Below are 23,521 nucleotides of genomic sequence, written 5' to 3' on the forward strand. Positions count from 1 at the left end.
CGCCCGCCCGCCCGCGCGTGTTTTTTTTTGTTTCGTACAAAACGTCGGGGTGGACGTCTTCTTTTGTGGGTTGTTTTTGTTTGGTCTGCGCGTGCGTTGCTCCAACCCGCCCCGCACCCGGATCACGATGCCTTGCGGGCCGCCGCTCCCTTGGTCGCACGCACGACAATCCGCTCCAGCGGCTCCGGCCGGTGCAGCAAAAATCCCTGGCCGAAGGCGACGCCCATGTCGCTCAACATGGCCAGCGTGTCCTGCCGTTCGATCTTCTCGCCGACCACGTCACAGCCGAGGCTGCGGGCGATGCTGGTGATGGCCAGCACGATCTCGCGGTCGAAACGGCTTTGCGTGATGTGCTCGATGAAGGAACCGTCGATCTTGATCGCGTCGACGGGGAACCGCCGGAGATATTCGAACGAGCTCATACCAGCGCCGAAATCATCGAGGCTGACCCGGCAGCGCCGCTCGCGCGCCTTGCGCACAAACTGTTCGGCGGCGTCGAAATTGGTGACGGCGGCGGTTTCGGTGATCTCGAAGCCGATGCCCGAATGCGGCGCCCCGGTTTCTTCTATGACGTTGTCCACGAAGTCCCAAAGCTGCGGGTCGCTCAGCGTCTGCGCCGACAGATTGAAGCCAAGCGTCAACGCCCCCGAACGCAAGGCGGCACCATGCCGCGACAGCGCGGTGCGGATGATCCAGCGGTCGAGCCGCGACGCGATGCCGAACCGCTCGGCCACCGGAATGAACTCGCCGGGTGGCACCAGCCGGCCGTTGCGGGCGGCGAGCCTGGCCAACACTTCGACATGGCGGCTTTCCAGCCAGGGACGGCCCAGCCGATGGATTTCCTGGCCAAACAGCTTCAGCCTCCCGTCTTCCATGGCATCGACCGTATCGGCGACGACGCGCGCCGCGTTTAGGCCACCCGAACCCGATGCCGTATCGGTGGAGAAGACGGCAAATCGGTTTCGCCCGGCGGCCTTGGCCGCGTAGCAGGCGTCGTCGGCGCAGGCCAGCGCGTCGGCCACCGTCGTGTTGGCGTCATCGACGAAAGCGATGCCGATCGAGGCCGCCAGCTTGCGCGACTTGGCCGTCGATCCTAGTTCGGCATCGCGAACGGCTGCAAGTACCGCGTCGGCCAGCCGCCCGGCCTGCGCCGTATCGCAATTGGGCATCAGCAGCGCGAACTCGTCACCGCCCAGGCGCGCGGCATGCGCCGTCGAGGGAAGGCAGCCCAGAATGCCTTGGGCAACGCTTTTCAGTGCCAGGTCGCCGGCCGCATGGCCGGCAAAATCATTGAGCGCCTTGAAGTAGTCGAGATCGACATAGAACACGGAGAGCGGCAGCCGCTGCGCGGCCGCGATATGATCGGCCAGCAGCCGGTCGAACGCGGCACGGTTCCAGAGACCGGTGAGCGCATCGTGGCGGGCCGCATAGGCAAGCTCCTGCTCACGCTGCTTGTCTTCGGTGATGTCGCGCACCGTGCCCAGGATCTGCCCCGCCAGCCGGCGGTCCGGGATTTGCGGGTCGGCGATGAAACGCAGCAGGGATTCTATGTGCCGGACCTCTCCGTCGCGTCGGACGATGCGGTATTGCACCGCGGTGACCTTGTCCGTTTCGAGCGGCACCAGATGTGCGCGCGACGCGGCCTCCTTGTCGTCCGGATGCAGATAGCCGAACCAGTGGTCGCGCTCGACTTCGGCGGTGTCGGAGACAAGTCCGAAAATCTCCCTGGTGCGTTCGTCCCAATAGCTTTTGCCGGTGGCGAGGTCGTGGTGCCAGATGCCGGTACCGCTGGCGGCGAGCGCCAGGCGGAAGCGCACATTGACCTGCTCGAGTTCGGCTTCTGCGGCTTTCTGCTTGGAGATGTCGGTCTGCACACCCATCAGCCTGAGCGGCTTTCCCATCGCGTCGCGCTCGACGACGCCGCCGCGATCGAGCACCCACACCCAGTGTCCCTGCTTGTGCTTCAGCCGCAATTCGGTCTCGATGGTGTCGGTCAGGCCGGCAATGTGGCGGTCGCCGCTGGCCAGCGCCCGCTCGCGGTCGTCAGGATGGGTCAGTTGCAGCCACAGGTCGCTGGTGTCGGCAAGTTCGCTCTCATCGTAGCCCAGCATCCGCGCCCAGGTCGCGGAATAGAAGCAGTCGCCGGTCACAAGATCCCAGTCCCAGACGCCAAGATGGGCGCGCTCCAGGGCCTTGGCCCAGAACGTTCCATTGCGACTTTTCTTGCCCTGACGCGCCATCGTCTGCTTCGCCTGCTCCACCGCGGGGCAATCTGCGGCAAAACCAGAGAAGAAACAGTTACCGCGGCGATGGCGGGCTGCTTTGTTGGCTCCCCGCCTGCCGCCTCTGCTCTTCGATTGGCCGGCAAGAACCGGAGTTTCGCATCGGCCGGATCTTGCTAGTCATGGCTCCAGGTCATCGGCCAATCCGATGATCCCGGATCATCGGCGGCGCCGATGAGCCCATGCAGAGACAAGAGGATATTCCAATGACCAAGCAACAAGACAACAAGGCCGTCGTCGTCAGATGGTTCACCGGCTTCTGGGGTGAAAGCTGCGACCTGTCCGTCGTCGACGACATCGCGGCCCCCGACATGCTGCTGAAATACTCGCTGCACGAGCCGCGCCGCGGCCGCGACGACATCAAGGCCTTCATGACCGACTTCCGCGCCGCCTTCCCGGACCTCAACTTCTGGGCCACGGCCGACCTGATTGCCGAGGGCGACTATGTTGTCGGCCAGTGGGAGGGCGGCGGCACGCATACCGGCCCGGCTTCCAGCGATTTCCTCGCCGGCTCGCTGCCGGCTGCCACCGGCCGCACCATGCGCTTCACCGGCACCACGGTGCTGAAGGTGGTCGACGGCAGGATTGTCGAGGAGATCGGCCTCGATGACGGCGTCACCGCCCTCACCCAGCTCGGTCTGATCAGGGGCGCCTGATCGAACGGTATGTTGGAAGAGGGCCATCGCCACCCAGGCGATGGCTCCCTCAAGCTTAGCCGAAGCCCGATGGCAAGGCAGCCTGCAGCCGTTGAAAACCGACAATGACGGCAGCGCGTTGCGGCGCAACGCTTTCGTAAACAGACTCTTTGCCAACAAGCATCTATCGGTCTAATATTTAGAGATCTATTTGCCCACAAGTGTAACCTGATGGTAATATATCGCCTGCGAAATAACCCAATTATTTTTTGGACAACTGGCGGGATGTCCTTCGATGAGTGAGCACACAGGTCAGCACGGCAACAATCGCCGCCCAACTGCCATCCTTGACCTCGACATCGCGACAACCAGGAGCGGCTGGCTGCTGGTTGCCTTGTGTCTGACCTATGCCGTGATCGCTGTTTGCCTGCAGCCGGACCGCTACCTGCATCTGGCGCAATCCTATGCCAAGCCGTTCGCCTTTTTCCTGCCCGCGCTTCTGGCGGCGGGCCTTGGTGTGGCGGGGCTGGCATTTGCCCGGCATGCGCCGACGAGGTTCATCCTCGGCGTACTCAGGCACCGCTGGCTTGCAGCCGCACCCGTCATCTTCTTGTTCTTTCTAGGCGTCACCGCATTCACCACCTTGAAGGTCGCCATCCCGGACATGGTGCCGTTCTATGCCGACCACGCCATGGCGGACCTCGATCTTCGGCTGCATGGCGCCGATCCCTGGAAATGGGCGCACAGCATCGTTTCCGAACCGGTGTCGGTCGCCATTTTCGCCGGCTATGGATATGGCTGGCTTCTGCAATGGTTCGGCGCCGTGCTCTTCGTCGCCTTCTGGAACAATCCGGTCGGGCGTTTGCGCTACCTATGGGCATTCGCGCTGACCACGATGCTGTGCGGCACCGTTCTTGCGACCCTGCTGTCGTCCGCCGGCCCGATATTCCACGACCAAATCTACGGCGGCGACCGGTTTGTCGCGCTGCAGGCCGCCCTGGCGCAGAGGGGCTACGGCGCGTCGGTCCATCTGTACGCCGATTATCTGTTTACAGCCTACCAGAGTGGCCGCCCGGAACTCGGCGGCGGCATCTCGGCCATGCCCAGCATGCATGTTGCGATCGCCACGCTCAACGCATTCTTCCTGGCCCAATTCGGCCGCGGGTGGGCAATCGCCGGCTGGTCCTTCGCGGCCTTCATCCTGTTCGGTTCGGTTTACACCGGCTGGCACTATGCCGTGGATGGCTATCTCTCGATCCTTGTCGTGTCCCTGCTCTGGTATGTGACGGGACGCCTCGTCTTGCCGCCGCAAGCGAGCCGGGATACCGCCGAGGTGGGATTGGCGATCCCGGATCAAGCGGCATAAAGACCGTACCTGCCTGACGCCGCGAGGAGCGCCAGCGGCACGCACCTCCCCGGCTTTTCCTCGCCGAAAGCGGCCGCTGGGCCGGAGCTGCCAACTGTCGCGGAGGGCGACCAGGCGGCATTGACGCCGCCTGGCTTCATTGCTTACTGGCTCGGCGCCATCGTGTGTTCGCATGACACTTTCGGGTTCATGTCGGCGAAAGTGCCGGTCGGGTTGCCCCTCCAGGCCCAGACATGCAGTTCGTAGAATTCGCCCAGGCCATAGCGGTTGGGCGCGCTGTTGAAATTGAACAGCTGTCCGTCCAGCGACGCCGGCCCCTTCGAGGTGATGTATTCGACCGCCACCAGTTGCAGCGTGCCGTCGGCCATCGGCTCGTACATCACGGCCTCAGGCCGGGCGATATCGATCTTGTCGTCCTTCAGATATCCGCCGTTGACATAGTGGATGCCCATGGCGCCACCGGTGATGCCGCTGGCGCAGGGAATGGGCGCATAGCCCTCTGATGTAGCGGCCTTGACGTCGAGAAACCGGCTGTTGGCGGCCCGCACCTTGTCGGCCAGCGGATTGAGGCCGGCCACCGGCGCGGCGGCTTCCTGATGCGCCTGTGCGAAGGTGGTGCAGACAGCCAGCATGGCCCCGGCCATGGCAAGCTTATTGTGAAAGTTCGATATCATCTTCATTCCATTCTTCTTGAAAAAGCCCAGCTGGCCGGCCGCCGAAAATACGGAGGCCCGGCGGGCAAGCGCTGTGACTGTTGTTGCTTGGAGATCCCGAAATCGATGTGACGACTACCGGGAAGGATCATCCCTTCGGCAGATACGGGATCGTTCCAGCCAGATCGGTGTTGTCGATCATCTGGAAACGGCTGTCGCTACCGCCCCGACGGGCCGAAACGAAGGGCGCATAGGCCGGATCGTTGGCGAAGGCGCGGGCCGCCGCTTCCGACGGGAACGCCATCAGGGCGATCAGCGTGGTGTCGAGCGGCTTGCCTTCAAGCGTCTTCACATTACCGCTGCGCGACAGATATCTGCCGCCATGCTTGTGGACGAGGTCGTGCACCGATGCGGCGTAGGCCGGCACCCATTGCGGGTCGTTTATCTTGATGTCTGCGATAACGTAAGCGGTCATGGTAGTCTCCTGGTTGCGGCGCACAGGGTATCCCGTGCAACCGGCCAAAGGGCTCGCATGGCAAGGCGCTCGCCAACCAGTCCGCGATCTGTACTGGGGCAGTACAGTTTCCGTACTGGCCGCTTCATTCATGAAGGCCTAATGTTCGGCCAGGTTGGAGGGAGAGGCGCAATCATGAACCAGCACGGATACAAGCAATTCTGCCCGCTATCGATGGCCGCGGAGGTGCTGTGCACCCGCTGGACGATGGTGCTGATGCGCGAATTGGTGGCGGGTTCGACCCGCTTCAACGACCTGCGCCGCGGTGTCCCCAAAATGTCGCCAACCCTTCTGTCGCAACGGCTGAAGGAGCTTGAGATCGCCGGGATCGTCGAGCGCGGGGAGGTCCGGGGCGAGAAGGGGATCTTCGATTATCGGCTGACGGAGGCCGGCCGCGATTTGCGCCCAGTCGTCGAGGCGATGGGCTTCTGGGGGCAGAAATGGGTCGAGTCCCGGCTGTCGCTCAAGAACCTCGATCCGTCATTGCTGATGTGGGACATGCGGCGCAATTTGAACCCCTCGCCGCTGCCCGAGGGACGCACGGTGATACAATTTCTGTATCAGGACCTGCCGGCGTCCAAACGGTCATGGTGGCTGATCGTCGAGAAGCACGGCGAGGTCGATCTGTGCTGGTACGATCCGGGTTTCGACGTCGACCTTTACGTCTCGACCGATCTGCACACCATGACGGCGATCTGGATGGGACTGCTGACCGTCGAGAAGGCCGGCGCCAAGGTTGCCCTGACCGGCGACCAGGCCATTGGCAGGAAGATGCAGACCTGGCTCGGGCTCAGCCCGTTCGCGGTGGAGCCCAAACGCGCGGCTTAGGAGAGTGGGGCTCTTGGCAGGAAACGGGTGGCGAGGCCGGCTTTTGGCGGCTTCAATGCCGGCCATGTTCATCACCCTGGCGAAAAATCTGAAATCCGCGCCGCCGCAAATCGCCGACGATCCGCGCTGGGCGCGTATCGTTGCGCGCGACAAGTCGGCCGACGGCGCATTCTGGTATTCGGTGGCGACGACCGGCGTCTATTGCCGGCCTTCCTGCCCGTCGCGGCGCGCCAATCCGAAAAATGTGCAACTGCACGGCACGCTCGATCAGGCCAGGACAACCGGCTTTCGCCCGTGCCGGCGCTGCAACCCGGATGGCCCATCGCTCGAGGCCGGTAATGCCGCGATGGTCGCCGATGCCTGCCGCAGGATCGAGCAGAGCGAGGAAGAACCGTCGCTCGCTGAGCTGGCTGATGCCGCCGGCCGTAGCGCCGGTTATTTCCATCGTATCTTCAAGGCGGCCACCGGGCTGACACCGAAGGACTATGCCGCCGCGCACCGCGCCGCCCGGGTCGCCAGGGCCTGGAAGACGGCGCAAGCGTGACGACGGCGATCTACGATGCCGGTTTCAATTCAAGCGGACGTTTTTACGAGAAATCCACCGGGATGCTCGGCATGACGCCGACGCGCTATCGCGCCGGCGGCGCTGATGAAGAGATCCGCTTCGCCGTCGGCGAGACTTCGCTCGGCGCCATCCTGGTCGCGTCCAGTCAAAAGGGCGTCGCCTCGATCCTGCTCGGCGACGATCCCGACGCGCTGGTGCGCGACCTGCAGGACCGTTTCCCCAGGGCACGGCTGATCGGCGGCGACAGCGACTACGAGGCGCTGGTCGCCCGCGTCGTCGGTTTCGTCGAGGTTCCGGCGCTCGGTCTCGATTTGCCGCTCGACGTGCGCGGCACCGCCTTCCAGCAGCGTGTCTGGCAGGCTTTACAAGACATCCCCGTCGGCCGCACGGTTTCCTATGCCGAGATCGCGCAGCGCATCGGTGCGCCGAAGGCAACCCGCGCCATCGCCGCCGCCTGCGCCGCCAACAATCATGCCGTCGCCATTCCCTGCCACCGCGTGATCCGCAGGGATGGCGCCCTGTCCGGCTACGCCTGGGGCGTTGAGCGCAAGCGCGCACTGCTGGAGCGTGAGGCGGCGTCCGACAATGCCAACCGGTCAATTCGGGCCTGACCAGGACCGGCAATGCGCGCGATGGCAAGGTCTCCCACCACCGATACGACCAGCCGGACCCAAGCTGCCGGCAGCCGGCGCGCCGAAGGCTCTAAGTTACTGGTGATGGCGGCCATTGGCGAGATGGTCGATCACGGCAGAGCCGAATGGAGCCGCACCGCGGCCGGCGAGATCGAGCTGCGGTTGTTGACGGGTGAGGTGTTTTTGCTCGGCGAGGTCGCTGTTACTCGTGTCGCGTAGAACGGTTCACCTACCTTCGAAATTCGAATTTGAAAGCAAGCACCGGAGTGAGCGCGAGAAGCCGTCCCTGTAGGGTTCACGCACAGACAAAGGAGTAAACGCAATGAACCTCATGCAAACCCAAATGGCGCCGCCGGCGAGCGTCCCCAATGCCTTCGACACCATAAGCTATGCCATCGGTGAATCCGCAATCGGCGACGTCCTGGCAGCGCGCAGCCAGATCGGCGTCTGCGCCATCCTGATCGGCTCGGACGCCGACGCGCTGGAGCGGGACCTTGGCCATTGCTTCCCCGACAAGATACTGGTCGAGGACGAGGCCGCACTGCGCGACGATCTCGCGACAATCGCGCGCTTCATCCAAATGCCCGGCGTCGGCCTCGACCTGCCGCTCGACATGCGCCACGGCACGCCATTCCAGCAACAGGTTTGGGATGTGCTGCGCAGCATCCCGTGCGGCGCCACCATCCGCTACACCGCACTGGCTCGCCGCCTCGGCCAGCCGAATGGCGCCCGCGCCGTGGCGACCGCCTGTGCGGCCAACGCGATCGCGCTGGGCATTCCCTGCCACCGTGTCGTCCGCGCCGACGGCTCACTGGCCGGTTACCGCTGGGGTGTCGAACGCAAACGCGCCCTGCTCGACAAGGAGGCTACGATATGAATGCCCATGCCAAAATTGCCAGATCGGTGATCGAAGCCGCCGAGACACGCGTCGCCGGTTACGACTGGCCGGCCCTTGCCGCCGAACTCGACGGCTTCGGCTGTGCCGTGATCGAAAAGCTGTTGTCGCCCGAGGAGTGCCGGCGGATCGCCGACCTCTATTCGGATGAGAAATATTTCCGCAGCCACATCCATATGGCCAGGCACGGCTTCGGCAAGGGCGAGTACCGCTATTTCCGCTATCCCTTGCCCGACCTCCTGGGTGGCCTGCGCAGCGCGCTCTACCCCAGGCTGGCCGAGGTCGCCAATCGGTGGAACGAGCGCATGGGGCAGGCCATGCGTTATCCCGCGACGCACGCCGCGTTTCTCGATCAGTGCCATGCCGCCGGCCAGTCACGGCCGACGCCGCTGCTGCTGCAATATGTGCCTGGCGACTTCAACTGCCTCCACCAGGATCTCTATGGCGACCTCGCCTTTCCGCTGCAGGTGGCGATCCTGCTCTCCGAACCGGGCCGGGATTTCAGCGGCGGCGAGTTCGCCCTGACCGAGCAGCGCCCGCGCATGCAGAGCCGGGTCGAAGTGGTGTCGCTGCGCCAGGGCGACGCCGTTGTCTTCGCCGTCCACAACCGGCCGGTGCAGGGCACCAAAGGCAATTACCGGGTCAACCTGCGCCATGGCGTCAGCCGGTTGCGCTCAGGCATGCGCCACACGGTCGGGATCATTTTTCACGATGCGAAGTGACCAGGGAGAAGATGGAGGTCCCCCTCACCCCGCCGGCGCATAGCGGCTGACCACCATGCCACAGGCATAGGCCTTCGAGCCGAGTAGCCGCAGGTTCCTAAAACCGCCCTGATCAAAAATCCGGCGGCCCGCACCCAGCACCGCCGGGTTGATGAAAAGCTGGAACTCGTCGACCAGCCCGGCCGCAATCAGCGCCGACGCGAAACCGGCGCCGCCGAACACCGCCATGTCGCCGCCCTCGCCCGCTTTCAGCGCATTGACTTCGCGCGGCAGGTCGCCGCTGACCACACTGGTGCGCTCCCAAGCCGGCTCCGAGGCCGATTGCTTGAGCTTGTTGCTGAGCACCACCTTGCGGGAGTCGACGATGCGCTGCGCAAAGGCGTAGAACGGATCGCGCGGAAACTTCTTCGCCGCATTGCCCCAATGGGTGAGATAGCCCTCCTGCGCCATCTTGCGGCTGAGCAGGATGGTATCGACGCCTGCGAAGACGGCGTTAAAGTCCTGCTTCAGCGCACCGTCCCAGGCGCTCTCGTCACCCCACTCCCAGAGCTGCCAGGAATGGTCCTCATTGGCGCCGACAAAGCCGTCGACCGACATCTGCATCTGCAGGACCAGCTTTTTCACCGTCATTCTCCTCAGGGCCATCGCAAAACAGTTTACATTTGGAACCGTTGACGCAAGGCCAAAACGATGTCAATAGTAAAGTGATTTAAAAATGGAACCATAGATGTCGACGCGCGAAAAGTCCGGCTGCCCGATCAACCTGTCACTCGAACTGATCGGCGACCGCTGGACGCTGCTCATCGTCCGCGACATGGTCTTCGCCGGGAAAAAGCACTTTCGCGAATTCCTGCAATCCGACGAAGGCATCTCCTCGCGCACGCTGGCCGAGCGACTGCAAACGCTTCAGGAGGAGGGCATCCTCACCCGAAGCGACGACCCGACGCATGGCTTGAGAACCGTCTACCGGCTGACCGAAGCAGGCATCGACCTCTTGCCGGTGCTGGCGACGCTCGGCGCCTGGGGCAGCAAGCACCGCAAGGCCGACGATAAGCTGGCCAGGATTGCCGACGAACTGGCGGCAGGCGGCGAAGCGGCGCTGGAAAGGATGAAAGCGGCGCTGCGAGCGGAGCATATTGTCTAGGCGGTTGCGTTCAGGCGGAACCGGCATGGCTGTTGCCGCACAAATCGCCCTTCCCTTGACAATGATCCATCTTTGTTCTTTATTTGTTCCAATCTATCAGCAACTGCGGATGTGCGGTCGGGATGGAAACGACAGCCACCATCCTGCATGCCGATCTCGACGCTTTCTACGCCTCGGTCGAGCAGTTGCTCGATCCGTCGCTGCGCGGCAAGCCGATCGCGGTGGGCGGCGGTGTCGTGCTCGCCGCTTCCTACGAGGCCCGCGCCTTCGGCGTGCGCGGCGGCATGCCCGGGCGCAAGGCGCGCGAACTCTGCCCGCATCTGATCTTCGTCGGTGGCAATTTCAGCCATTACCAGCGGCTAGGCGACGCGGCGATCAAGGTGCTCGACGATTTTACGCCATTGGTCGAGCGCATCTCCATCGACGAGGCCTTTGCCGACGTTGCCGGCTGCACGCATCTGTTCGGCTCCCCACAGGAGATCGCCACGACGATCCGCAGCCGGGTACGCGCCGAACTCGGCCTGCCGATCTCGATCGGCGTCGCCCGCACCAAGCATCTGGCCAAGATCGCCTCGCAGGTGGCAAAACCCGATGGGCTGGTGGTCGTCGAACCCGGCAGCGAGCTCGCTTTCCTGCACGACCTGCCGGTCGGGCTGATGTGGGGCGTCGGCTCGGCGACCAAAGCGCGGCTGGCGGAAATCGGCGTCGAGACCATCGGCCAGCTGGCCAGGACGCGCAGCGGCGCGCTGACGCGGCTGCTCGGCCCCGCCGCCGGCGAAAAGCTCGCCGCGCTGTCATGGAACCGCGACCCGCGAAAACTGGAGACGAAGCGCCGGGCGCATTCGGCCGGCGCGCAATCGGCGCTTGGCCGCAAGCCCGCCGTAGCTGACGTCATCGTGCCAACCCTGCTGCATCTGGCCGACCGCGTCGCCAGCCGGCTGCGCGCCAAGGCGCGGCCCGGCCGCACGGTGACGGTGCGCGTGCGCTTTGCCGATCTCAGCGCCGTCACCCGCTCGATCACGCTTGACCAGCCGATCTCGGCGACCGCGATGCTGGCCGAGATCGCCGGCGATCTGGTGCGCGGCGTGCTTGCCGACAACCCCCACGAGAGAACGATCTCGCTGCTGGCGATCTCGGTCTCGCATCTCGAGGAAAGCTTCGAATTACAGCTCGAACTGCCGCTCGATCTCGCCGACGAGAAGCAGAGGCCCGGCACCCGAAAAGGCCTGGCACGCTTTGACGCCGACCGCGCCATCGACAATATCCGCGAACGCTTCGGCAAACAGGCGGTCGGCTATGGCACGGTGGCGCTGGAGGCGGCGCGCTCGGTGCCGGATGAATTCAGGGAACTGGCGGAGAAGGAGCTGTGAAGCCAAGGCAAAGGCTATGGGCCGGTACGCGAGTAACGATGGACCCGAACGCCAGTGGAGCTTGCCCCGTGTCGTCGGCTTGCCCCGTGCCAGGGCTCGCAGGCTATGCCGTCATGGTCGGCATCGTGAGTCGGCCAATAGCCAGGTTCGCCCCTGCGGGCGGCCGTGCAGTTCGGGAACGCGGCAAGGTGCCTCAGCACCGAGAGAGGCGTATCAAACCGAATGCCGACGAAGCCATAGACGATATAGCCCGACAACAGAATGAACGGCGCGAACAAAGCCACCCATCTCAGCCTGCCAAGGCGGCGGTGATAGCGTGAAGGCCATCGCAAGAATGGCAGGAGCATCCCCGCCAACTCCCCCGTTGAAGTGCCCGAACCAGACTAGCGTCACCCAGGTAGGGTGGCAACAACGCCTATCTCCGAACGGTTCTCGCGTTCAGAGCGCGGCTATTTGAGTCGGATATCGACACTTTCAGTTCTACGCTTCGCCATCCCAATACCGCCTAACCCCGGCCATATCGAAAATGCCGTCGCGCCGGCGCAAGGCGTCGACCGCCATCTTGTTGGAATCGGGATAGACGCAGACCTCGTTGGGGTTTTTCTCGCCGATCATCAGATAGCGGCACGGTCCCGTACCGCTGTTGAGGAAGGAATGTCCAACCGCCAGGCCGGCCGGAAAGCAGACATAGTCGCCGGCTTTCATCTCGTGGCGCGCCTCGCCAAGCAGCAGCGTCACCTGCCCTTCCAGGATCAGCGCATGCTCTTCTTCCAGCATATGGTAGTGCCTGGGCGCCAGGCGCATGCCGGGGGCCGGCGCCTCGATCAGCACGCCGACATGGTAGTCGGGCCGTCCCAAGGCGGCACAGGTGAGGTGTTTGGACCGACCACCGAACCGCGCCCCCTCGCCTTCCTGTTTCCACTCGACAGCATCGCTGGCGACCGGCGGGATCGGCGCGGCCGGGGCCTTGGTGACACCGGCCGTCACATCCGACGGCAACGGATCGCCGGCGGCGAGGCCGGTGCTCTCACCGTCCCAGTAGGTTCGGGTCGCCGCGAGATCGAAGATCGCACGGCTGCCCAAGGCGCGCACCAGCACCTTGTTGGAGGCGGTGTAGACGACAACGTCGTTCGGGTTGCGCTCGCCGACGAGGACGTAGCGGCAGAGTGCGTCGCTGGTGTTGATGAGGCAATGCCCCGCCGCTGCACCTGCCGGAAAGCAGATGTAGTCGCCGGCCTTCATGGCGTAGGCGGCGTCGCCGACATGCGCGGTAAGCATCCCCTCGAAGATGAAGACATGCTCTTCCTCGAAAATATGGTAATGCGCCGGCGAAGTCTGCTTGCCCGCCGGCAACTCCTCGATCGCCACGCCGACATGGTAGTTTTCGCCAAGCGCGGCCAGCGACAAATGCCGATAGCGCACGCCGAAGCGCGGCACATCGGACCATTCCGTCCACGGCACCTCATCCGATGCGAATGGCACGGGCGCTTTCTCGTCAGCCATTGGGGCCTCCTGATCCTGTCGCCCTGCCCTCGTCGCAAGCCGCAGGAGGGTCTACGACAGAACAAAGCTGCCAGCTTCCGGCATCATCGCCAAGCGGTGTTCGCCACGCTCCTGACAGAGCCCGACAGGAGCCGCTCGCTTCAGCCTCGGATGGCCCTGCCGGCCTGCTGCAGCAGCTCGAACGCCGCGAAGCGCTTCGCGTGCCAGCCGGCCAGCGTAGCGTCGGGATGATAGACCTCGCCGAGTTCCGACATGCCGGCCATTGCCGCCGCCACATCCTTGTAGGTCCCGGCGGCGACGGCGCCCAGCATCGCCGAGCCGAGCAGCACCGGTTCCGGCGAAGTCGACGCCACCACCACCATGCCTGTCGTGTCGGCAAGCAGCTGGCGCACCAGCGGACTTTGCCCGGCGCCGCCACTGATGACGATGGTGTCGACGGCAATGCCTTTGTCATGCTCGGCCCGCACGATCTGGCGCGCGCCATAGCCCAGCCCGCAGACCCCGGCGACATAGAGCCCGACCAGGCTGTCGAGGCTGGTGTCGAGATCGAGCCCGGCGATCAGCGCGCGTGCGTCCGGGTCGGCGAAAGGCGCGCGGTTGCCAAGGAATTCCGGCACGACATGGATGCCGCCGACCAAGGCCGGCGTCGCCGCTGCCCCGTTGCGGCTCTGCGCCTGCAGCGACAGCCAGGCGCTGAGGCTGAGCCCCTCGGCCTGCGCCTTGGCGGTCGCTTCGCCGGCCGCCGGATGCATGCGCACTAGATGGTCGATGGCCGCACCCGCCGCAGATTGGCCGCCCTCGTTCAGCCACAGGCCCGGCACCATGGCCGAGAAATACGGACCCCAGACGCCGTCGACGAAGGCCGGCTCGGCGGTCGACGACATGGTGCAGGCTGAGGTGCCGAAGACATAGGCCATGCGCGACAGCACGCTGCCGAAATCGCCGCGCGCCCCGACCGTGCCGACACCGCCGGCATGCGCGTCGATCAGCCCCGCCGCCACGGCCGTGCCGGGGCGCAGGCCAAGGTCCGCAGCCGCCTGCGCGGTCAGCCCGCCGCCAAGTGCGGCACCCGCCGGCACGATCTGCGTGCCGATGCGCGCGAACCCCTCGTCGGCCAGGCTCCCTAGTCCGATGGTGCGGAAATAGGCCTCGTCCCAGCGGCTTTCATGCGCGAGGTATGTCCATTTGCAAGTCACCGTGCAGACCGAGCGGGCAAGGCTGCCGGTCGCGCGCCAGGTGAGGAAATCGGCGAGGTCCATGAACTGCCAGGCGGCGTTGAACGTGTCGGGCAGGTTTTCCGCTAGCCAAAGGAGTTTCGGCGTTTCCATTTCCGGCGAGATGACGCCGCCGACATAGTTCAGCACCGCCTCGCCGCTGCGGTTGATGCGGCGCGTCTGCTCGACCGCGCGGTGATCCATCCAGACGATGATGTTGTGTTCCGAATTGCCGGACTTGCTTACCGGCAGCGGCACGCCGCCCTCGCCCAGCACCACCAGCGAACAAGTGGCGTCGAACCCGATGCCGGCGATGGCCTCAGCTGCCACGCCCGATTGAGCGACCGCTTCCCGCGTGGCCGCGCACACCGCCCGCCAGATGTCGTTGCTCGACTGCTCGACAATGTCGCCGGCCTCGCGCCAGACCTCGATGTCCCGCTTGGCCGAGGCGAGCAAGGTGCCGGTGTGGTCGAACACCCCGGCCCGCGCGCTGCCGGTGCCGACATCGATGCCGAGATAATGGGGCATGAGGAACCTCCGGTTCAGGGAATAGGGGATAGGCAGTAGGCAGTAGGCAGTAAGCGATTAGTTAGTAGGATAGGACGCGCGAAGCACTTTTGAGCGGGGCCTGTAAGACTGTGTCTACATCTTCCTATTGCCTATTGCCTATTGCCTATTCCCCATTCCCTACTGCCTCACAAATCATTGCTCTGCGGCAAAATCACCAAATCCCGGATCGTCACGTTGCGCGGGCGGGTCAGCATGAACATCACCGCTTCGGCCACTTCGCGCGGCTGCATCAGGCCACCGGCGGCGAGTTCTTCCTCGAGCTTGGCCTTCGGCCAGTCGTCGACCAGCGCCGTCACCACCGGACCCGGCGCCACCGCACCGACGCGCAGGCCGTGCTTGGCGACCTGGCGGCGCACCGTGTGGACGAAGGCCTGCACCGCGTGCTTGGAAGCCGTGTAGATCGGCTCCCAGACCACCGGGACCAGACCGGCGATCGAACTGGTGACGATGATGTCGCCGGTCTTGCGTTCGATCATGTGCGGCAGCACCGCCTGGATCGAGCGGAAGCAGGCATTGATGTTGAGGTTGAGCATCCGGTCCCAGGCGTCGGGATCGCCGGTCGCTACCTCGCCGCCGACATAGGCGCCGGCATTGGCATGGAAGATGTCGAGCTGGCCGGCTTTCTCCAGAATCTGCGGCATCATGGTGGCGACGCTTGCCGGCTGCATCAGGTCGATCACCAACGGGATCGCCTTCGAACCGAGCTCGGCGCACAGTTTGTTCAGCGTCGCCTCGGCACGGTCGACCAGCACCACTGTGGCGCCGGCCGCCAGCATGTGCCTGGCGCATTCGAGGCCGATGCCTGATGCCGCGCCGGTGACGGCGGCAACTTTTCCGGACAGTTCTTCGCTCATGTCTTGCTTCCTGTTGATGGGTTCAGGCCCGGCCATGCGAGACACGCGAGCGGCGTGCCAGCGAGTCGACGATGACCGCGATGGCAAGCACGGCGCCGGTGATCATGTACCGAAGCGACGAGGACAGATCGAGCAGCGTCAGGCCGCTGGCGATCGACTGGATGACGATGATGCCGAGCAGTGCCGAATAGGCGCTGCCGCGGCCGCCGAACAGGCTGGTGCCGCCGATGACGGCCGCCGCGATGGCGTTGAGATTGACGTCGCCGGTGCCGGCCTGCTGACTGGCCGATGCAAGGCGGGCCGCCGACAGCACACCGCCGAAAGCCGCCAGCATCGAGCACAGCACGAAGGCACTGGAATAGATCAGCCGCACATTGATGCCGGCGCGCCGCGCCGCCTCGCGGTTGCCGCCAACCGCCGACATCGAGCGGCCCCATTTCGTCCGCGTCAGCGCGTAGTGCATTGATATGACCAGGCCGACGAACAGACCGAACATCCACGGAATGCCGCGCGCCTGGTTGAGATAGAAGACGATGAGTTCGAGAATGACCGTGATCACCACCGCGCGCGTGACAAGCCCGCCCGTCGACGGCGCCGACAAATTGGCGGCATGGCGGCGCGCAACGGTGCGCAGGCCGGTGACCAGCATGACGATGCCGGGCACGGCCGCCAGAGCGAACGACACGAACTTCGGCATCATCAGCAACTGGCCGAAATTCACCAGGTTCGAGCCGTAGGGAAGATTGATCGAGCCGGTCGAGCCGAGGATGTAGAGCTGCAGGCCAAGCACTGCCAGCAGGCCAGCCAGCGTCGAGACGAAGCTCGGCATGCCGAGCCGGTTGAACAGCAGCGCATAGAGTGCGCCGATGAAGCCGCCAACGGCGACAGCGGCAATAATGGCGAGCGCCACCGGCCAGCCCTGGTTGACCCACAGCGTGCCGACCATCGCCGAGGCAAAGCCGCTGATCGAGCCTACCGACAGGTCGATCTCGCCGACCATCAAAACGCAGACGATGCCGAGCGCAATGACGCCGACGGTGGAGCAATCGAACAGCAGATTGACCAGATTGCTTGATGACAGGAAGATCGGGTTGATGCTGGCGAACACCGTCCAGATGATGACCAGCCCGACGATCACCGGCAGCGAGCCGAGATCGCCCGAGCGGACCCGGTCGAAGAACCTGCGGATGGCGCCGCCGATCCCCGCCTCGTGCTTGACGCGCACATCGGCGCGGTCGAGCTGCGGCGGCACGGGGGCCGCCTGTTCGGCTTCGCGGCTCATGGGCGTGGCTCCCCTTTTTGATCTTGCAGGGTGGTTTGATCCTGTCGCGCCTGCCTGCGCTCGGCGCGGCGCGACACTGAATTGTTCGAGGCGCCGGTGATGGCGCTGACAAGTTCCTGGTTCGAGGCATCGGGCGAGAAGATGCCGTTGTTGCGGCCAAGCCGCAGCACGACGATGCGGTCGGCGACGGCGCGCACGTCTTCCATATTGTGGCTGATGATGACGACGCCGAGGCCGCGGTCGCGCACCCGCTCGATCAGGTTGAGCACTTCCGCCGTCTGTGCCACGCCTAGCGCCGCCGTCGGCTCGTCAAGCAGGATGAGCTTGGGTTCGAGCAGCAGCGAGCGGGCGATCGCCACCGTCTGGCGCTGGCCGCCCGACAGCGACGCGACGACTTCGCGGACACTGGGGATGCGCGCCGAAAGCTCGTTGAGCAGCGTCCAGGCGCGCACTTCCATCGCCACCTCGTCCAGGCGCAGCGGGCTGAGTTCACGGCCGAGGAAGATGTTGGCGACGATGTCGAGGTTCTCGCACAGCGCTAGGTCCTGGAACACGGTGGCGATACCGAGCGTCAGCGCCGCACTCGGGTCGGCAAGCGTCACCTGTTGGCCGCGATAATTAATGGTGCCCGAACTCGGCTGATGCACGCCGGCCAGGATCTTGACCAGTGTCGACTTGCCGGCGCCATTGTCGCCGACCAGCGCCACCACCTCGCCGGCATGGACATCGAGATCGATGTCGGTCAGCGCCGAGACGGCGCCGAAATTCTTGGAAACACCGCGCAGGCTGAGCACCAGCTCGCCTGCCGGAACCGGTTCGTCCGGGATATCGATCATGCCTGGAGCACCTTTCAAAGACCGGTTCAAAAGCAGTGAGCGCTGTCTGGCCGCCGCCGGAACCACCCCAATACATTCGGGGTGGTTCCGGCTTCTTGTTGGACCATGATCTTACCCGATAACCGGGTCCCACTTTTCGGGATCATGGTCTGGCAGCCAGACAGCGGAGCGGGCAAGGGTCGCGGTCAGTTCCCGATGCCCAGCTTCTTGCAGCCTTCCGCGTAACGATCGACGCAGAGTTCGGCCGCGGTGTTGATCTTCTTGTCGATGATCTCGGCCTTCAGGTTTTCCTGCGTCACCACGGCCGGCGTGAACAGCTGCGAGGGCGTGTCGTACAGCGTCATCTCGGCCTTCGGCGTCTCGCCCGAAAGCAGCTTGATGGCAATGTTGGCGGCGGCCGCTGCCACGATCTCGCTCGGCTTGGAGATGGTGTTGTACTGGTCGCCGGCGATGATCAGCTGAAGTGCCGCGATCGTCGCGTCATTGCCGGTCACCGGCGGCACCGGATCGACGCCGGCCGCCTTGAAGGCCGCGATGGCGCCGCCACCGGTGCCGTCATTGGCGGCGACGACGCCGAGGATTTTTGGTCCGAAGCGGGTGATCTGGCCGCCGGCCCATTGCTGCGCCTTCGGCGGCGCCCATTCCGGCGTGTCGTATTCGGCCAAGATCTGGTAGCCGCTGTTGTCGAGGCCGGCATGGATGCCCTTCTTGATCAGGCCTGCCGCCGCGTCGGTCGGCGAGCCGTTGATCTGCAGCACGCCGCCGCTGGCCGGATCGACCTTGAGCGCCTTCAGGTGCTCGACCAGCGAATCGGCGATGGCCTTGCCGATGCCTTCATTGTTGAACGAGACATAGAAGTCGGCCGGCGCGGTCGGGATCGGCCGGTCATAGGCGATGACCTTGATGCCCTGGCTCTGCGCCAGCTTGACCAGCGAGGCGGCGGCGGTCGAGTCGACCGGATCGAGCACGATCGCCTTGGCGCCCTGCGAGATCACCGAGTTGAACTGCTGCTGCTGGCGCGAAGCGTCGGCATCGGCGTTCTGGTAGAGCACCTTGCAGCCCGGGCACAGCTTCTTCATCTCGGCGGCGAAACCGGGATAATCATGCTGCTCGTAACGGGTCGAGGCCTGGTCGGGCATCAGGAAGGCGACGGTGGCGTCGGTGACTTCGGCGGCCCGGGCGATCGCGGCGGTGCCGGCCAGCAGCGACAGCGCAAGGGCTGCCATGGCGGCGGACTTGCCAGCGGACTTCAATGAAATTGAAAGTTTGGTCATTCGGTCTTCTCCGTTTCTGATATGGTTGTAAGAAGGTCGTTGACTGCTTTGGTCTGAAGACACCCATCCGCCCTCGCCCCAACTGCATTGGGAACCGGGACCCGGCGCCGGCCTTTCGAGCCGCGCCGACAACCTCCGCCGACGGAGGAATTCGAGACAAGCGTTCTCCATCGCGAACCGCTCCACGCGGCTCACGTCACGTCATGCAAAAGAAAAATCCTCCCTTGGTTCCTCCCTGGCTCCTCCGTTAAGCGGCTTTTCCCGCGTTGATGTTGTCGGCCAGCAGGCGCCTGAAGCGCGAGGGCGGCATGCCCTTCTCCGCCAGGAACTGCCGGTTGAAATTGGATAGATTGTTGAAGCCGACCTCGTAGCAGATGTCGGTGATCGAGGCCTGCTCGTCGCTCATCAGGATCTGGCAGGCGAGGTTGATGCGCAGCCGTTTGACATACTGCACCAGCGACATGCCGGTGTGACGGCGAAACGAGCGCGAGAAGGCGCCGGTCGACTGGCCGGCGATGGCGGCGAGGTCCGCCTCGTCGAACAGCTGCGTCAGGTTTTCCCTGATATAGGCGAGCGCCTTGTTCATGCCGGCGGTCATGTAGCCGGAGGGATCGGGCCGGTAGCTGGCGCTGGCCAAAAGCTGGAATTCCTGGGCGCGGCTGAGCAGGCCGGCGATCATCATGAACAACTCGATGCGGCGCACGCCCTGCGCCTGCATCATCTCTTCCATCAGCGGCGCCAGCGCCTTGCTGGTGCGATTGGAAAACAGCACGCCACGCCGCGACGCCTCGAGCAGATGGCCAAGCCCCGCCAGTTCCGGCAACACATGCATGGCATCGCCGATGAAGCTTTCCGAAAACTGGATGATGCGGCCGCGCAGCGGGATCGAGCTGTCCTTGGGGATGTCGCTGACCCAGTTGTGCGGCAGGTTCGGCCCGGTCAGCACCAGATTGCCCGGCTCGAACTCGCCGATGAAATCGCCGACGAAATAGCGGCCGTTGGTGAAGATCACCTGATGCAGTTCATATTCGGGATGGAAGTGCCAACGCACCGTGTGGAAGGGGTAGCCATGCGACCACGCCTTGAAGGACTCACCGCGTCGTATCTGGACTACTTCCAGGTCCGGTTCCATGTCCGTTTCCTCCCAGGCCAGCACGGATATTTGCCGCGTTCGGCCCAATTCCCTAAACCGGCCGAATTGGTTTCGGCTCTGCATTTCAAGAGCCAAGGTACCGGCTCATGACAACAGGCGCCACCACGATTCAAGACAACGGATGATACTTTTTTAACCGGGAGGCGGCGCTCAGAAGCGCTATTCGGGCAGAACAGGTCAGTCTTGCTGACGCGTTCGCTCAATTGACCGACGACGATGCCGCCCGCCCGGGAAGGAATTCCGGCGTCTCCGTGTTCGCCTGGCTTATCTCAAGAACATGGTCTGCAGGCGCTGTTGAAGCGCCGCATCCGTCAGTTCACCTCGTGCACAGCACCACCGGCCGCCGTCGCGAGCGGCGTAACCATATCAGGCACCAGTATGTCGTGGCGGCGCGCGAAGCTGATCAGCGTGGCCCGCACCGTCTCCGGATCGATCTCGCCGACGATGCCCGCCTTGCAAGCGTTGAGCGCGACGGCATGGGCGCCGTTGCGGCCGGCGCTCGGCCAGTCCTGCAGCAGTGCATAGGCTTCCATCACGCTGTCGATCTTCCTCGGAAAGCCCATTCCGACCAGAAGTGTGACCGGTTCCTCAAATTGCCCGCGATTCATGGCTTGTGCCTCCTCTCGATTGTTCAGGGCCTGCAGCGGACCGAACACCGGGCAGCACGGCCCGCCGCGGATAGGTGAATGGACTGGCCGATTTCCGTTCAGCCGCTGCCGGCGGATACCTCGGATGTTGCCGACACTTGCTGTGCTGCGAGGAACATCAGTGCCGACGCCGCGGTTCGCCGATTCCAGCCGGCGGCTTCAGCCATGTCGAGCAGCCCTGCCAGCAGCGGCTTCAGCACGTTCCTGCATTCTGTTTCATAGGCCAGGAATTCCTTCGCTTGGTGCGTAGGAGCCGGTACGGATTCGATGCCAGCCATTGCGTCCATCTTTACCTCCACTCTCTCTCGACTGACGCCCGCTCCCCGCCAGGGAAGCGGGCGGATTGGCCGCGACCTCAAAAGTCCATGCCGGCGCCGGCGGGCATTGCCGGGGCGGCGGCTTCCTTCTTCGGCTTCTCGGCCACCATCGCCTCCGTGGTCACCAGCAGGCCTGCGACCGATGCCGCGTCCTGGAGAGCGGTGCGCACCACCTTGGCCGGGTCGATGACGCCCTGGCCGTAGAGATCGCCGAATTCGTTGGTCTGGGCGTTCCAGCCCCAGCCGAATTCGGTTTTCTCGCGCAGTTTGCCGACGATGATCGAGCCTTCGGCGCCGGCATTCTCGGCGATCTGCCGGACCGGCGTTTCGATGGCACGGCGCACGATGTCGACGCCAGTCTTCTGGTCCGCATTGTCGGTCTGCACGGCATCGAGCGCCTTTGCTGCCCGCAGCAACGCGACGCCGCCGCCGGGCAGCACGCCCTCCTCGACGGCCGCGCGGGTCGCATGCAGCGCATCGTCGACGCGGTCCTTACGCTCCTTGACCTCGACCTCGGTCGAGCCGCCGACCCGGATCACCGCAACGCCGCCAGCGAGCTTGGCCAGCCGCTCCTGCAGCTTCTCGCGGTCGTAGTCGGAGGTGGTCTCCTCGATCTGCGCCTTGATCTGTGCGACACGGCCCTGGATCTCTTCCTTGCGGCCGACACCGTCGACGATGGTGGTGTTTTCCTTCTCGATCACCACCTTCTTGGCGCGGCCCAGCATCTGCAGCGTCACATTATCCAGCTTGATGCCGAGATCTTCCGAGATCGCGGTGCCGCCGGTGAGAATGGCGATGTCTTCCAGCATGGCCTTGCGGCGGTCGCCGAAGCCTGGCGCCTTGACAGCCGCGACCTTGAGGCCGCCCCGCAGCTTGTTGACGACCAGCGTGGCAAGCGCCTCGCCTTCCACATCCTCGGCGATAATTAGGAGCGGCTTGCCCGACTGCACCACGGCTTCGAGCACGGGCAGCATCGCTTGCAGATTGGAGAGCTTCTTCTCGTGGATCAGCACAAAAGGCTCGTCGAGTTCGACGCGCATCTTGTCCTGGTTGGTGACGAAATAGGGCGAGAGATAGCCGCGGTCGAACTGCATACCTTCCACGACTTCCAGTTCGGTCTCGGCGGTCTTGGCCTCTTCCACCGTAATGACGCCTTCATTGCCGACCTTCTCCATCGCCTCGGCGAGGAAACGGCCGATCTCGGCATCGCCATTGGCGGAGATTGTGCCGACCTGCGCGATCTCGTCGTTTCGGGTGACCTTGCGGGCATTGGTCTTCAGCTCGGCGACCACCGCGTCGACCGCCTTGTCGATGCCGCGCTTCAGATCCATCGGGTTCATGCCCGAGGCAACCGCCTTGGCCCCTTCCCTGACGATCGCCTGTGCAAGCACGGTTGCGGTCGTCGTGCCGTCGCCGGCAAGGTCGTTTGTCTTGGAGGCCACCTCGCGCACCATCTGGGCGCCCATATTCTCGAACTTGTCCTCCAGTTCGATCTCCTTGGCGACGGTAACGCCATCCTTGGTGATGCGCGGCGCGCCGAACGACTTGTCGATGACGACATTGCGCCCCTTGGGACCGAGCGTCACCTTCACCGCATTGGCAAGGATGTCGACGCCGCGCAGCATCTTCTCGCGCGCTTCGGTATGGAATTTCACTTCTTTGGCAGCCATTGGATCACTCCTCTATCTAGGCAGCATTCGTTGACTGGTTGGATACGAAAGAAGCCGTCAGGCGGCCTTCTTCACTTCGGCGATCTTATCGATGACACCCATCACGTCGCTTTCCTTCATGATGAGCAGGTCCTCGCCGTCGAGTTTGATTTCGGTGCCGGACCATTTGCCGAACAGGATGCGGTCGCCGACCTTGACATCGAGTTCGACAAGCTTGCCGCTGTCGTCGCGCGCGCCGGGACCGACGGCGAGCACTTCGCCTTCCTGCGGTTTTTCTTTTGCGGTATCGGGGATGATGACGCCGCCGGAGGTCTTCTCCTCGGCTTCAAGGCGGCGGACCAGAATACGGTCATGCAATGGACGGAACGCCATGTCGTTCTCCTCGTGGACAAACAGGTTTTTGAGGTTCCTCCGCACCGAACCGGCAATATCGGACCGGTGCGGAACGCCGGGACCCTTCGTCAGGCATCGCGGCGCATATCGAGCTAGTTTTGCCGTTTTCCGATTTCAAGAGACCGGCGAAAAAATTTTTACATTCGACCAGAAAGGGCGCCAACGCACTGTTATGGCGCGGCTATTTTCGGAACCCCCGAGC

The 23,521-nt window shown here is 64.2% G+C and carries 24 protein-coding genes and 1 pseudogene; 9 read left to right on the forward strand and 16 right to left on the reverse strand.

The window, feature by feature from the left end:
- Positions 1-122: 122 nt before the first annotated feature.
- Positions 123-2,240 (reverse strand): EAL domain-containing protein, encoded by a 2,118-nt coding sequence (locus NKI21_RS29605; protein ID WP_023813861.1) that lies wholly within the window; start codon positions 2,238-2,240, stop codon positions 123-125.
- A 248-nt stretch (positions 2,241-2,488) separates the two neighbouring features.
- Between NKI21_RS29605 and NKI21_RS29610 the strand changes: the two genes are divergently transcribed.
- Together NKI21_RS29610 and NKI21_RS29615 are read left to right on the forward strand one after the other, a co-directional pair.
- Positions 2,489-2,938: an ester cyclase gene (locus tag NKI21_RS29610; RefSeq protein WP_352868758.1), complete on the forward strand. Its 450-nt coding sequence runs from the start codon at positions 2,489-2,491 to the stop codon at positions 2,936-2,938.
- Between the two features lie 274 nt (positions 2,939-3,212).
- Entirely contained in the window at positions 3,213-4,283 is a 1,071-nt protein-coding gene (locus NKI21_RS29615) for a phosphatase PAP2 family protein (protein WP_352868761.1), read from the forward strand.
- Positions 4,284-4,426: 143 nt separating this feature from the next.
- Here the strand turns inward: NKI21_RS29615 and NKI21_RS29620 are convergent, their stop codons facing one another.
- Together NKI21_RS29620 and NKI21_RS29625 are read right to left on the reverse strand one after the other, a co-directional pair.
- On the reverse strand, positions 4,427-4,927 hold the full coding sequence (locus NKI21_RS29620; RefSeq protein ID WP_502895816.1) for a hypothetical protein: 501 nt from the start codon (positions 4,925-4,927) through the stop codon (positions 4,427-4,429).
- 157 nt (positions 4,928-5,084) lie between these two features.
- Positions 5,085-5,411 (reverse strand): DUF1330 domain-containing protein, encoded by a 327-nt coding sequence (locus NKI21_RS29625; protein ID WP_352611171.1) that lies wholly within the window; start codon positions 5,409-5,411, stop codon positions 5,085-5,087.
- A 174-nt stretch (positions 5,412-5,585) separates the two neighbouring features.
- On the opposite strand from NKI21_RS29625, the gene NKI21_RS29630 reads away from it, so the two are divergent.
- The 5 genes and pseudogenes from NKI21_RS29630 to NKI21_RS29650 all read left to right on the forward strand — a co-directional run bounded on the left by NKI21_RS29630 (position 5,586) and on the right by NKI21_RS29650 (position 9,092).
- Positions 5,586-6,278, forward strand: a complete 693-nt coding sequence (locus tag NKI21_RS29630; protein ID WP_127297522.1) for a winged helix-turn-helix transcriptional regulator — start codon at positions 5,586-5,588, stop codon at positions 6,276-6,278.
- A gap of 64 nt (positions 6,279-6,342) precedes the next feature.
- Positions 6,343-7,454: pseudogene (gene ada, locus NKI21_RS29635) on the forward strand (bifunctional DNA-binding transcriptional regulator/O6-methylguanine-DNA methyltransferase Ada).
- A 12-nt stretch (positions 7,455-7,466) separates the two neighbouring features.
- Positions 7,467-7,694, forward strand: coding sequence for a hypothetical protein (locus tag NKI21_RS29640; RefSeq protein ID WP_023813867.1), 228 nt, complete (start codon positions 7,467-7,469; stop codon positions 7,692-7,694).
- A 103-nt stretch (positions 7,695-7,797) separates the two neighbouring features.
- Positions 7,798-8,352 carry a methylated-DNA--[protein]-cysteine S-methyltransferase gene (locus NKI21_RS29645; protein WP_023813868.1) on the forward strand — a complete coding sequence of 185 codons (555 nt, stop codon included), beginning with the start codon at positions 7,798-7,800 and terminating at the stop codon, positions 8,350-8,352.
- Positions 8,349-9,092 carry a 2OG-Fe(II) oxygenase gene (locus NKI21_RS29650; protein WP_023813869.1) on the forward strand — a complete coding sequence of 248 codons (744 nt, stop codon included), beginning with the start codon at positions 8,349-8,351 and terminating at the stop codon, positions 9,090-9,092. The genes NKI21_RS29645 and NKI21_RS29650 overlap by 4 nt, the downstream gene beginning before the upstream one ends.
- A gap of 24 nt (positions 9,093-9,116) precedes the next feature.
- On the opposite strand, the gene NKI21_RS29655 is transcribed toward NKI21_RS29650, so the two are convergent.
- Positions 9,117-9,716: a dihydrofolate reductase family protein gene (locus NKI21_RS29655; RefSeq protein ID WP_352441786.1), complete on the reverse strand. Its 600-nt coding sequence runs from the start codon at positions 9,714-9,716 to the stop codon at positions 9,117-9,119.
- Between the two features lie 103 nt (positions 9,717-9,819).
- Here NKI21_RS29655 and NKI21_RS29660 point away from each other — a divergent pair, with 103 nt between their 5' ends.
- Entirely contained in the window at positions 9,820-10,236 is a 417-nt protein-coding gene (locus tag NKI21_RS29660; protein ID WP_023813870.1) for a winged helix-turn-helix transcriptional regulator, read from the forward strand.
- Positions 10,237-10,358: 122 nt separating this feature from the next.
- Positions 10,359-11,606: a DNA polymerase IV gene (gene dinB / locus NKI21_RS29665; protein WP_023813871.1), complete on the forward strand. Its 1,248-nt coding sequence runs from the start codon at positions 10,359-10,361 to the stop codon at positions 11,604-11,606.
- A 14-nt stretch (positions 11,607-11,620) separates the two neighbouring features.
- On the opposite strand, the gene NKI21_RS29670 is transcribed toward dinB, so the two are convergent.
- From NKI21_RS29670 to NKI21_RS29725, 12 genes are all read right to left on the reverse strand, one after another.
- Complete coding sequence (locus tag NKI21_RS29670) at positions 11,621-11,953, reverse strand: excalibur calcium-binding domain-containing protein (RefSeq protein ID WP_128305750.1); 333 nt, start codon at positions 11,951-11,953, stop codon at positions 11,621-11,623.
- 133 nt (positions 11,954-12,086) lie between these two features.
- The gene (locus tag NKI21_RS29675; protein ID WP_023813873.1) at positions 12,087-13,109 is read right to left on the reverse strand and encodes a cupin domain-containing protein; all 1,023 of its coding nucleotides are present in this window, start codon (positions 13,107-13,109) and stop codon (positions 12,087-12,089) included.
- Between the two features lie 140 nt (positions 13,110-13,249).
- Complete coding sequence (locus NKI21_RS29680; protein ID WP_352868770.1) at positions 13,250-14,851, reverse strand: FGGY-family carbohydrate kinase; 1,602 nt, start codon at positions 14,849-14,851, stop codon at positions 13,250-13,252.
- 167 nt (positions 14,852-15,018) lie between these two features.
- A complete protein-coding gene (locus tag NKI21_RS29685; RefSeq protein WP_031214035.1) occupies positions 15,019-15,747 on the reverse strand; it encodes an SDR family oxidoreductase in 729 nt (242 codons plus the stop codon).
- Positions 15,748-15,769: 22 nt separating this feature from the next.
- Positions 15,770-17,029: a sugar ABC transporter permease gene (locus NKI21_RS29690; protein WP_352441788.1), complete on the reverse strand. Its 1,260-nt coding sequence runs from the start codon at positions 17,027-17,029 to the stop codon at positions 15,770-15,772.
- Positions 17,026-17,865, reverse strand: a complete 840-nt coding sequence (locus tag NKI21_RS29695) for an ATP-binding cassette domain-containing protein (RefSeq protein ID WP_352441789.1) — start codon at positions 17,863-17,865, stop codon at positions 17,026-17,028. The genes NKI21_RS29690 and NKI21_RS29695 overlap by 4 nt, the downstream gene beginning before the upstream one ends.
- 185 nt (positions 17,866-18,050) lie before the next feature.
- Entirely contained in the window at positions 18,051-19,139 is a 1,089-nt protein-coding gene (locus NKI21_RS29700) for an ABC transporter substrate-binding protein (protein ID WP_352441790.1), read from the reverse strand.
- A 247-nt stretch (positions 19,140-19,386) separates the two neighbouring features.
- Complete coding sequence (locus NKI21_RS29705) at positions 19,387-20,271, reverse strand: helix-turn-helix domain-containing protein (protein WP_352441791.1); 885 nt, start codon at positions 20,269-20,271, stop codon at positions 19,387-19,389.
- Positions 20,272-20,603: 332 nt separating this feature from the next.
- Complete coding sequence (locus NKI21_RS29710; protein WP_031214038.1) at positions 20,604-20,900, reverse strand: DUF982 domain-containing protein; 297 nt, start codon at positions 20,898-20,900, stop codon at positions 20,604-20,606.
- A gap of 98 nt (positions 20,901-20,998) precedes the next feature.
- A complete protein-coding gene (locus tag NKI21_RS29715) occupies positions 20,999-21,217 on the reverse strand; it encodes a hypothetical protein (RefSeq protein WP_023814433.1) in 219 nt (72 codons plus the stop codon).
- Positions 21,218-21,294: 77 nt separating this feature from the next.
- Positions 21,295-22,926, reverse strand: a complete 1,632-nt coding sequence (gene groL / locus NKI21_RS29720; protein WP_023814434.1) for a chaperonin GroEL — start codon at positions 22,924-22,926, stop codon at positions 21,295-21,297.
- A 57-nt stretch (positions 22,927-22,983) separates the two neighbouring features.
- Positions 22,984-23,298 carry a co-chaperone GroES gene (locus NKI21_RS29725; RefSeq protein ID WP_352868775.1) on the reverse strand — a complete coding sequence of 105 codons (315 nt, stop codon included), beginning with the start codon at positions 23,296-23,298 and terminating at the stop codon, positions 22,984-22,986.
- Positions 23,299-23,521: the final 223 nt, after the last annotated feature.

It is taken from the genome of Mesorhizobium sp. M0715, from assembly GCF_040320355.1.
Classification (GTDB): Bacteria; Pseudomonadota; Alphaproteobacteria; order Rhizobiales; family Rhizobiaceae; genus Mesorhizobium.

Coding starts and splice junctions, on each gene's coding strand:
- NKI21_RS29690 (WP_352441788.1), bottom strand. CDS start 17,029: ATGAGCCGCGAAGCCGAACAGGCGGCCCCCGTGCCGCCGCAGCTCGAC.
- NKI21_RS29640 (WP_023813867.1), top strand. CDS start 7,467: ATGCGCGCGATGGCAAGGTCTCCCACCACCGATACGACCAGCCGGACC.
- NKI21_RS29680 (WP_352868770.1), bottom strand. CDS start 14,851: ATGCCCCATTATCTCGGCATCGATGTCGGCACCGGCAGCGCGCGGGCC.
- NKI21_RS29650 (WP_023813869.1), top strand. CDS start 8,349: ATGAATGCCCATGCCAAAATTGCCAGATCGGTGATCGAAGCCGCCGAG.
- NKI21_RS29710 (WP_031214038.1), bottom strand. CDS start 20,900: ATGAATCGCGGGCAATTTGAGGAACCGGTCACACTTCTGGTCGGAATG.
- NKI21_RS29685 (WP_031214035.1), bottom strand. CDS start 15,747: ATGAGCGAAGAACTGTCCGGAAAAGTTGCCGCCGTCACCGGCGCGGCA.
- NKI21_RS29645 (WP_023813868.1), top strand. CDS start 7,798: ATGAACCTCATGCAAACCCAAATGGCGCCGCCGGCGAGCGTCCCCAAT.
- NKI21_RS29695 (WP_352441789.1), bottom strand. CDS start 17,865: ATGATCGATATCCCGGACGAACCGGTTCCGGCAGGCGAGCTGGTGCTC.
- NKI21_RS29660 (WP_023813870.1), top strand. CDS start 9,820: ATGTCGACGCGCGAAAAGTCCGGCTGCCCGATCAACCTGTCACTCGAA.
- NKI21_RS29610 (WP_352868758.1), top strand. CDS start 2,489: ATGACCAAGCAACAAGACAACAAGGCCGTCGTCGTCAGATGGTTCACC.
- dinB (WP_023813871.1), top strand. CDS start 10,359: ATGGAAACGACAGCCACCATCCTGCATGCCGATCTCGACGCTTTCTAC.
- NKI21_RS29675 (WP_023813873.1), bottom strand. CDS start 13,109: ATGGCTGACGAGAAAGCGCCCGTGCCATTCGCATCGGATGAGGTGCCG.
- NKI21_RS29605 (WP_023813861.1), bottom strand. CDS start 2,240: ATGGCGCGTCAGGGCAAGAAAAGTCGCAATGGAACGTTCTGGGCCAAG.
- NKI21_RS29615 (WP_352868761.1), top strand. CDS start 3,213: ATGAGTGAGCACACAGGTCAGCACGGCAACAATCGCCGCCCAACTGCC.
- NKI21_RS29705 (WP_352441791.1), bottom strand. CDS start 20,271: ATGGAACCGGACCTGGAAGTAGTCCAGATACGACGCGGTGAGTCCTTC.
- NKI21_RS29715 (WP_023814433.1), bottom strand. CDS start 21,217: ATGGCTGGCATCGAATCCGTACCGGCTCCTACGCACCAAGCGAAGGAA.
- NKI21_RS29670 (WP_128305750.1), bottom strand. CDS start 11,953: ATGCTCCTGCCATTCTTGCGATGGCCTTCACGCTATCACCGCCGCCTT.
- groL (WP_023814434.1), bottom strand. CDS start 22,926: ATGGCTGCCAAAGAAGTGAAATTCCATACCGAAGCGCGCGAGAAGATG.
- NKI21_RS29725 (WP_352868775.1), bottom strand. CDS start 23,298: ATGGCGTTCCGTCCATTGCATGACCGTATTCTGGTCCGCCGCCTTGAA.
- NKI21_RS29625 (WP_352611171.1), bottom strand. CDS start 5,411: ATGACCGCTTACGTTATCGCAGACATCAAGATAAACGACCCGCAATGG.
- NKI21_RS29630 (WP_127297522.1), top strand. CDS start 5,586: ATGAACCAGCACGGATACAAGCAATTCTGCCCGCTATCGATGGCCGCG.
- NKI21_RS29620 (WP_502895816.1), bottom strand. CDS start 4,927: ATGGCCGGGGCCATGCTGGCTGTCTGCACCACCTTCGCACAGGCGCAT.
- NKI21_RS29700 (WP_352441790.1), bottom strand. CDS start 19,139: ATGACCAAACTTTCAATTTCATTGAAGTCCGCTGGCAAGTCCGCCGCC.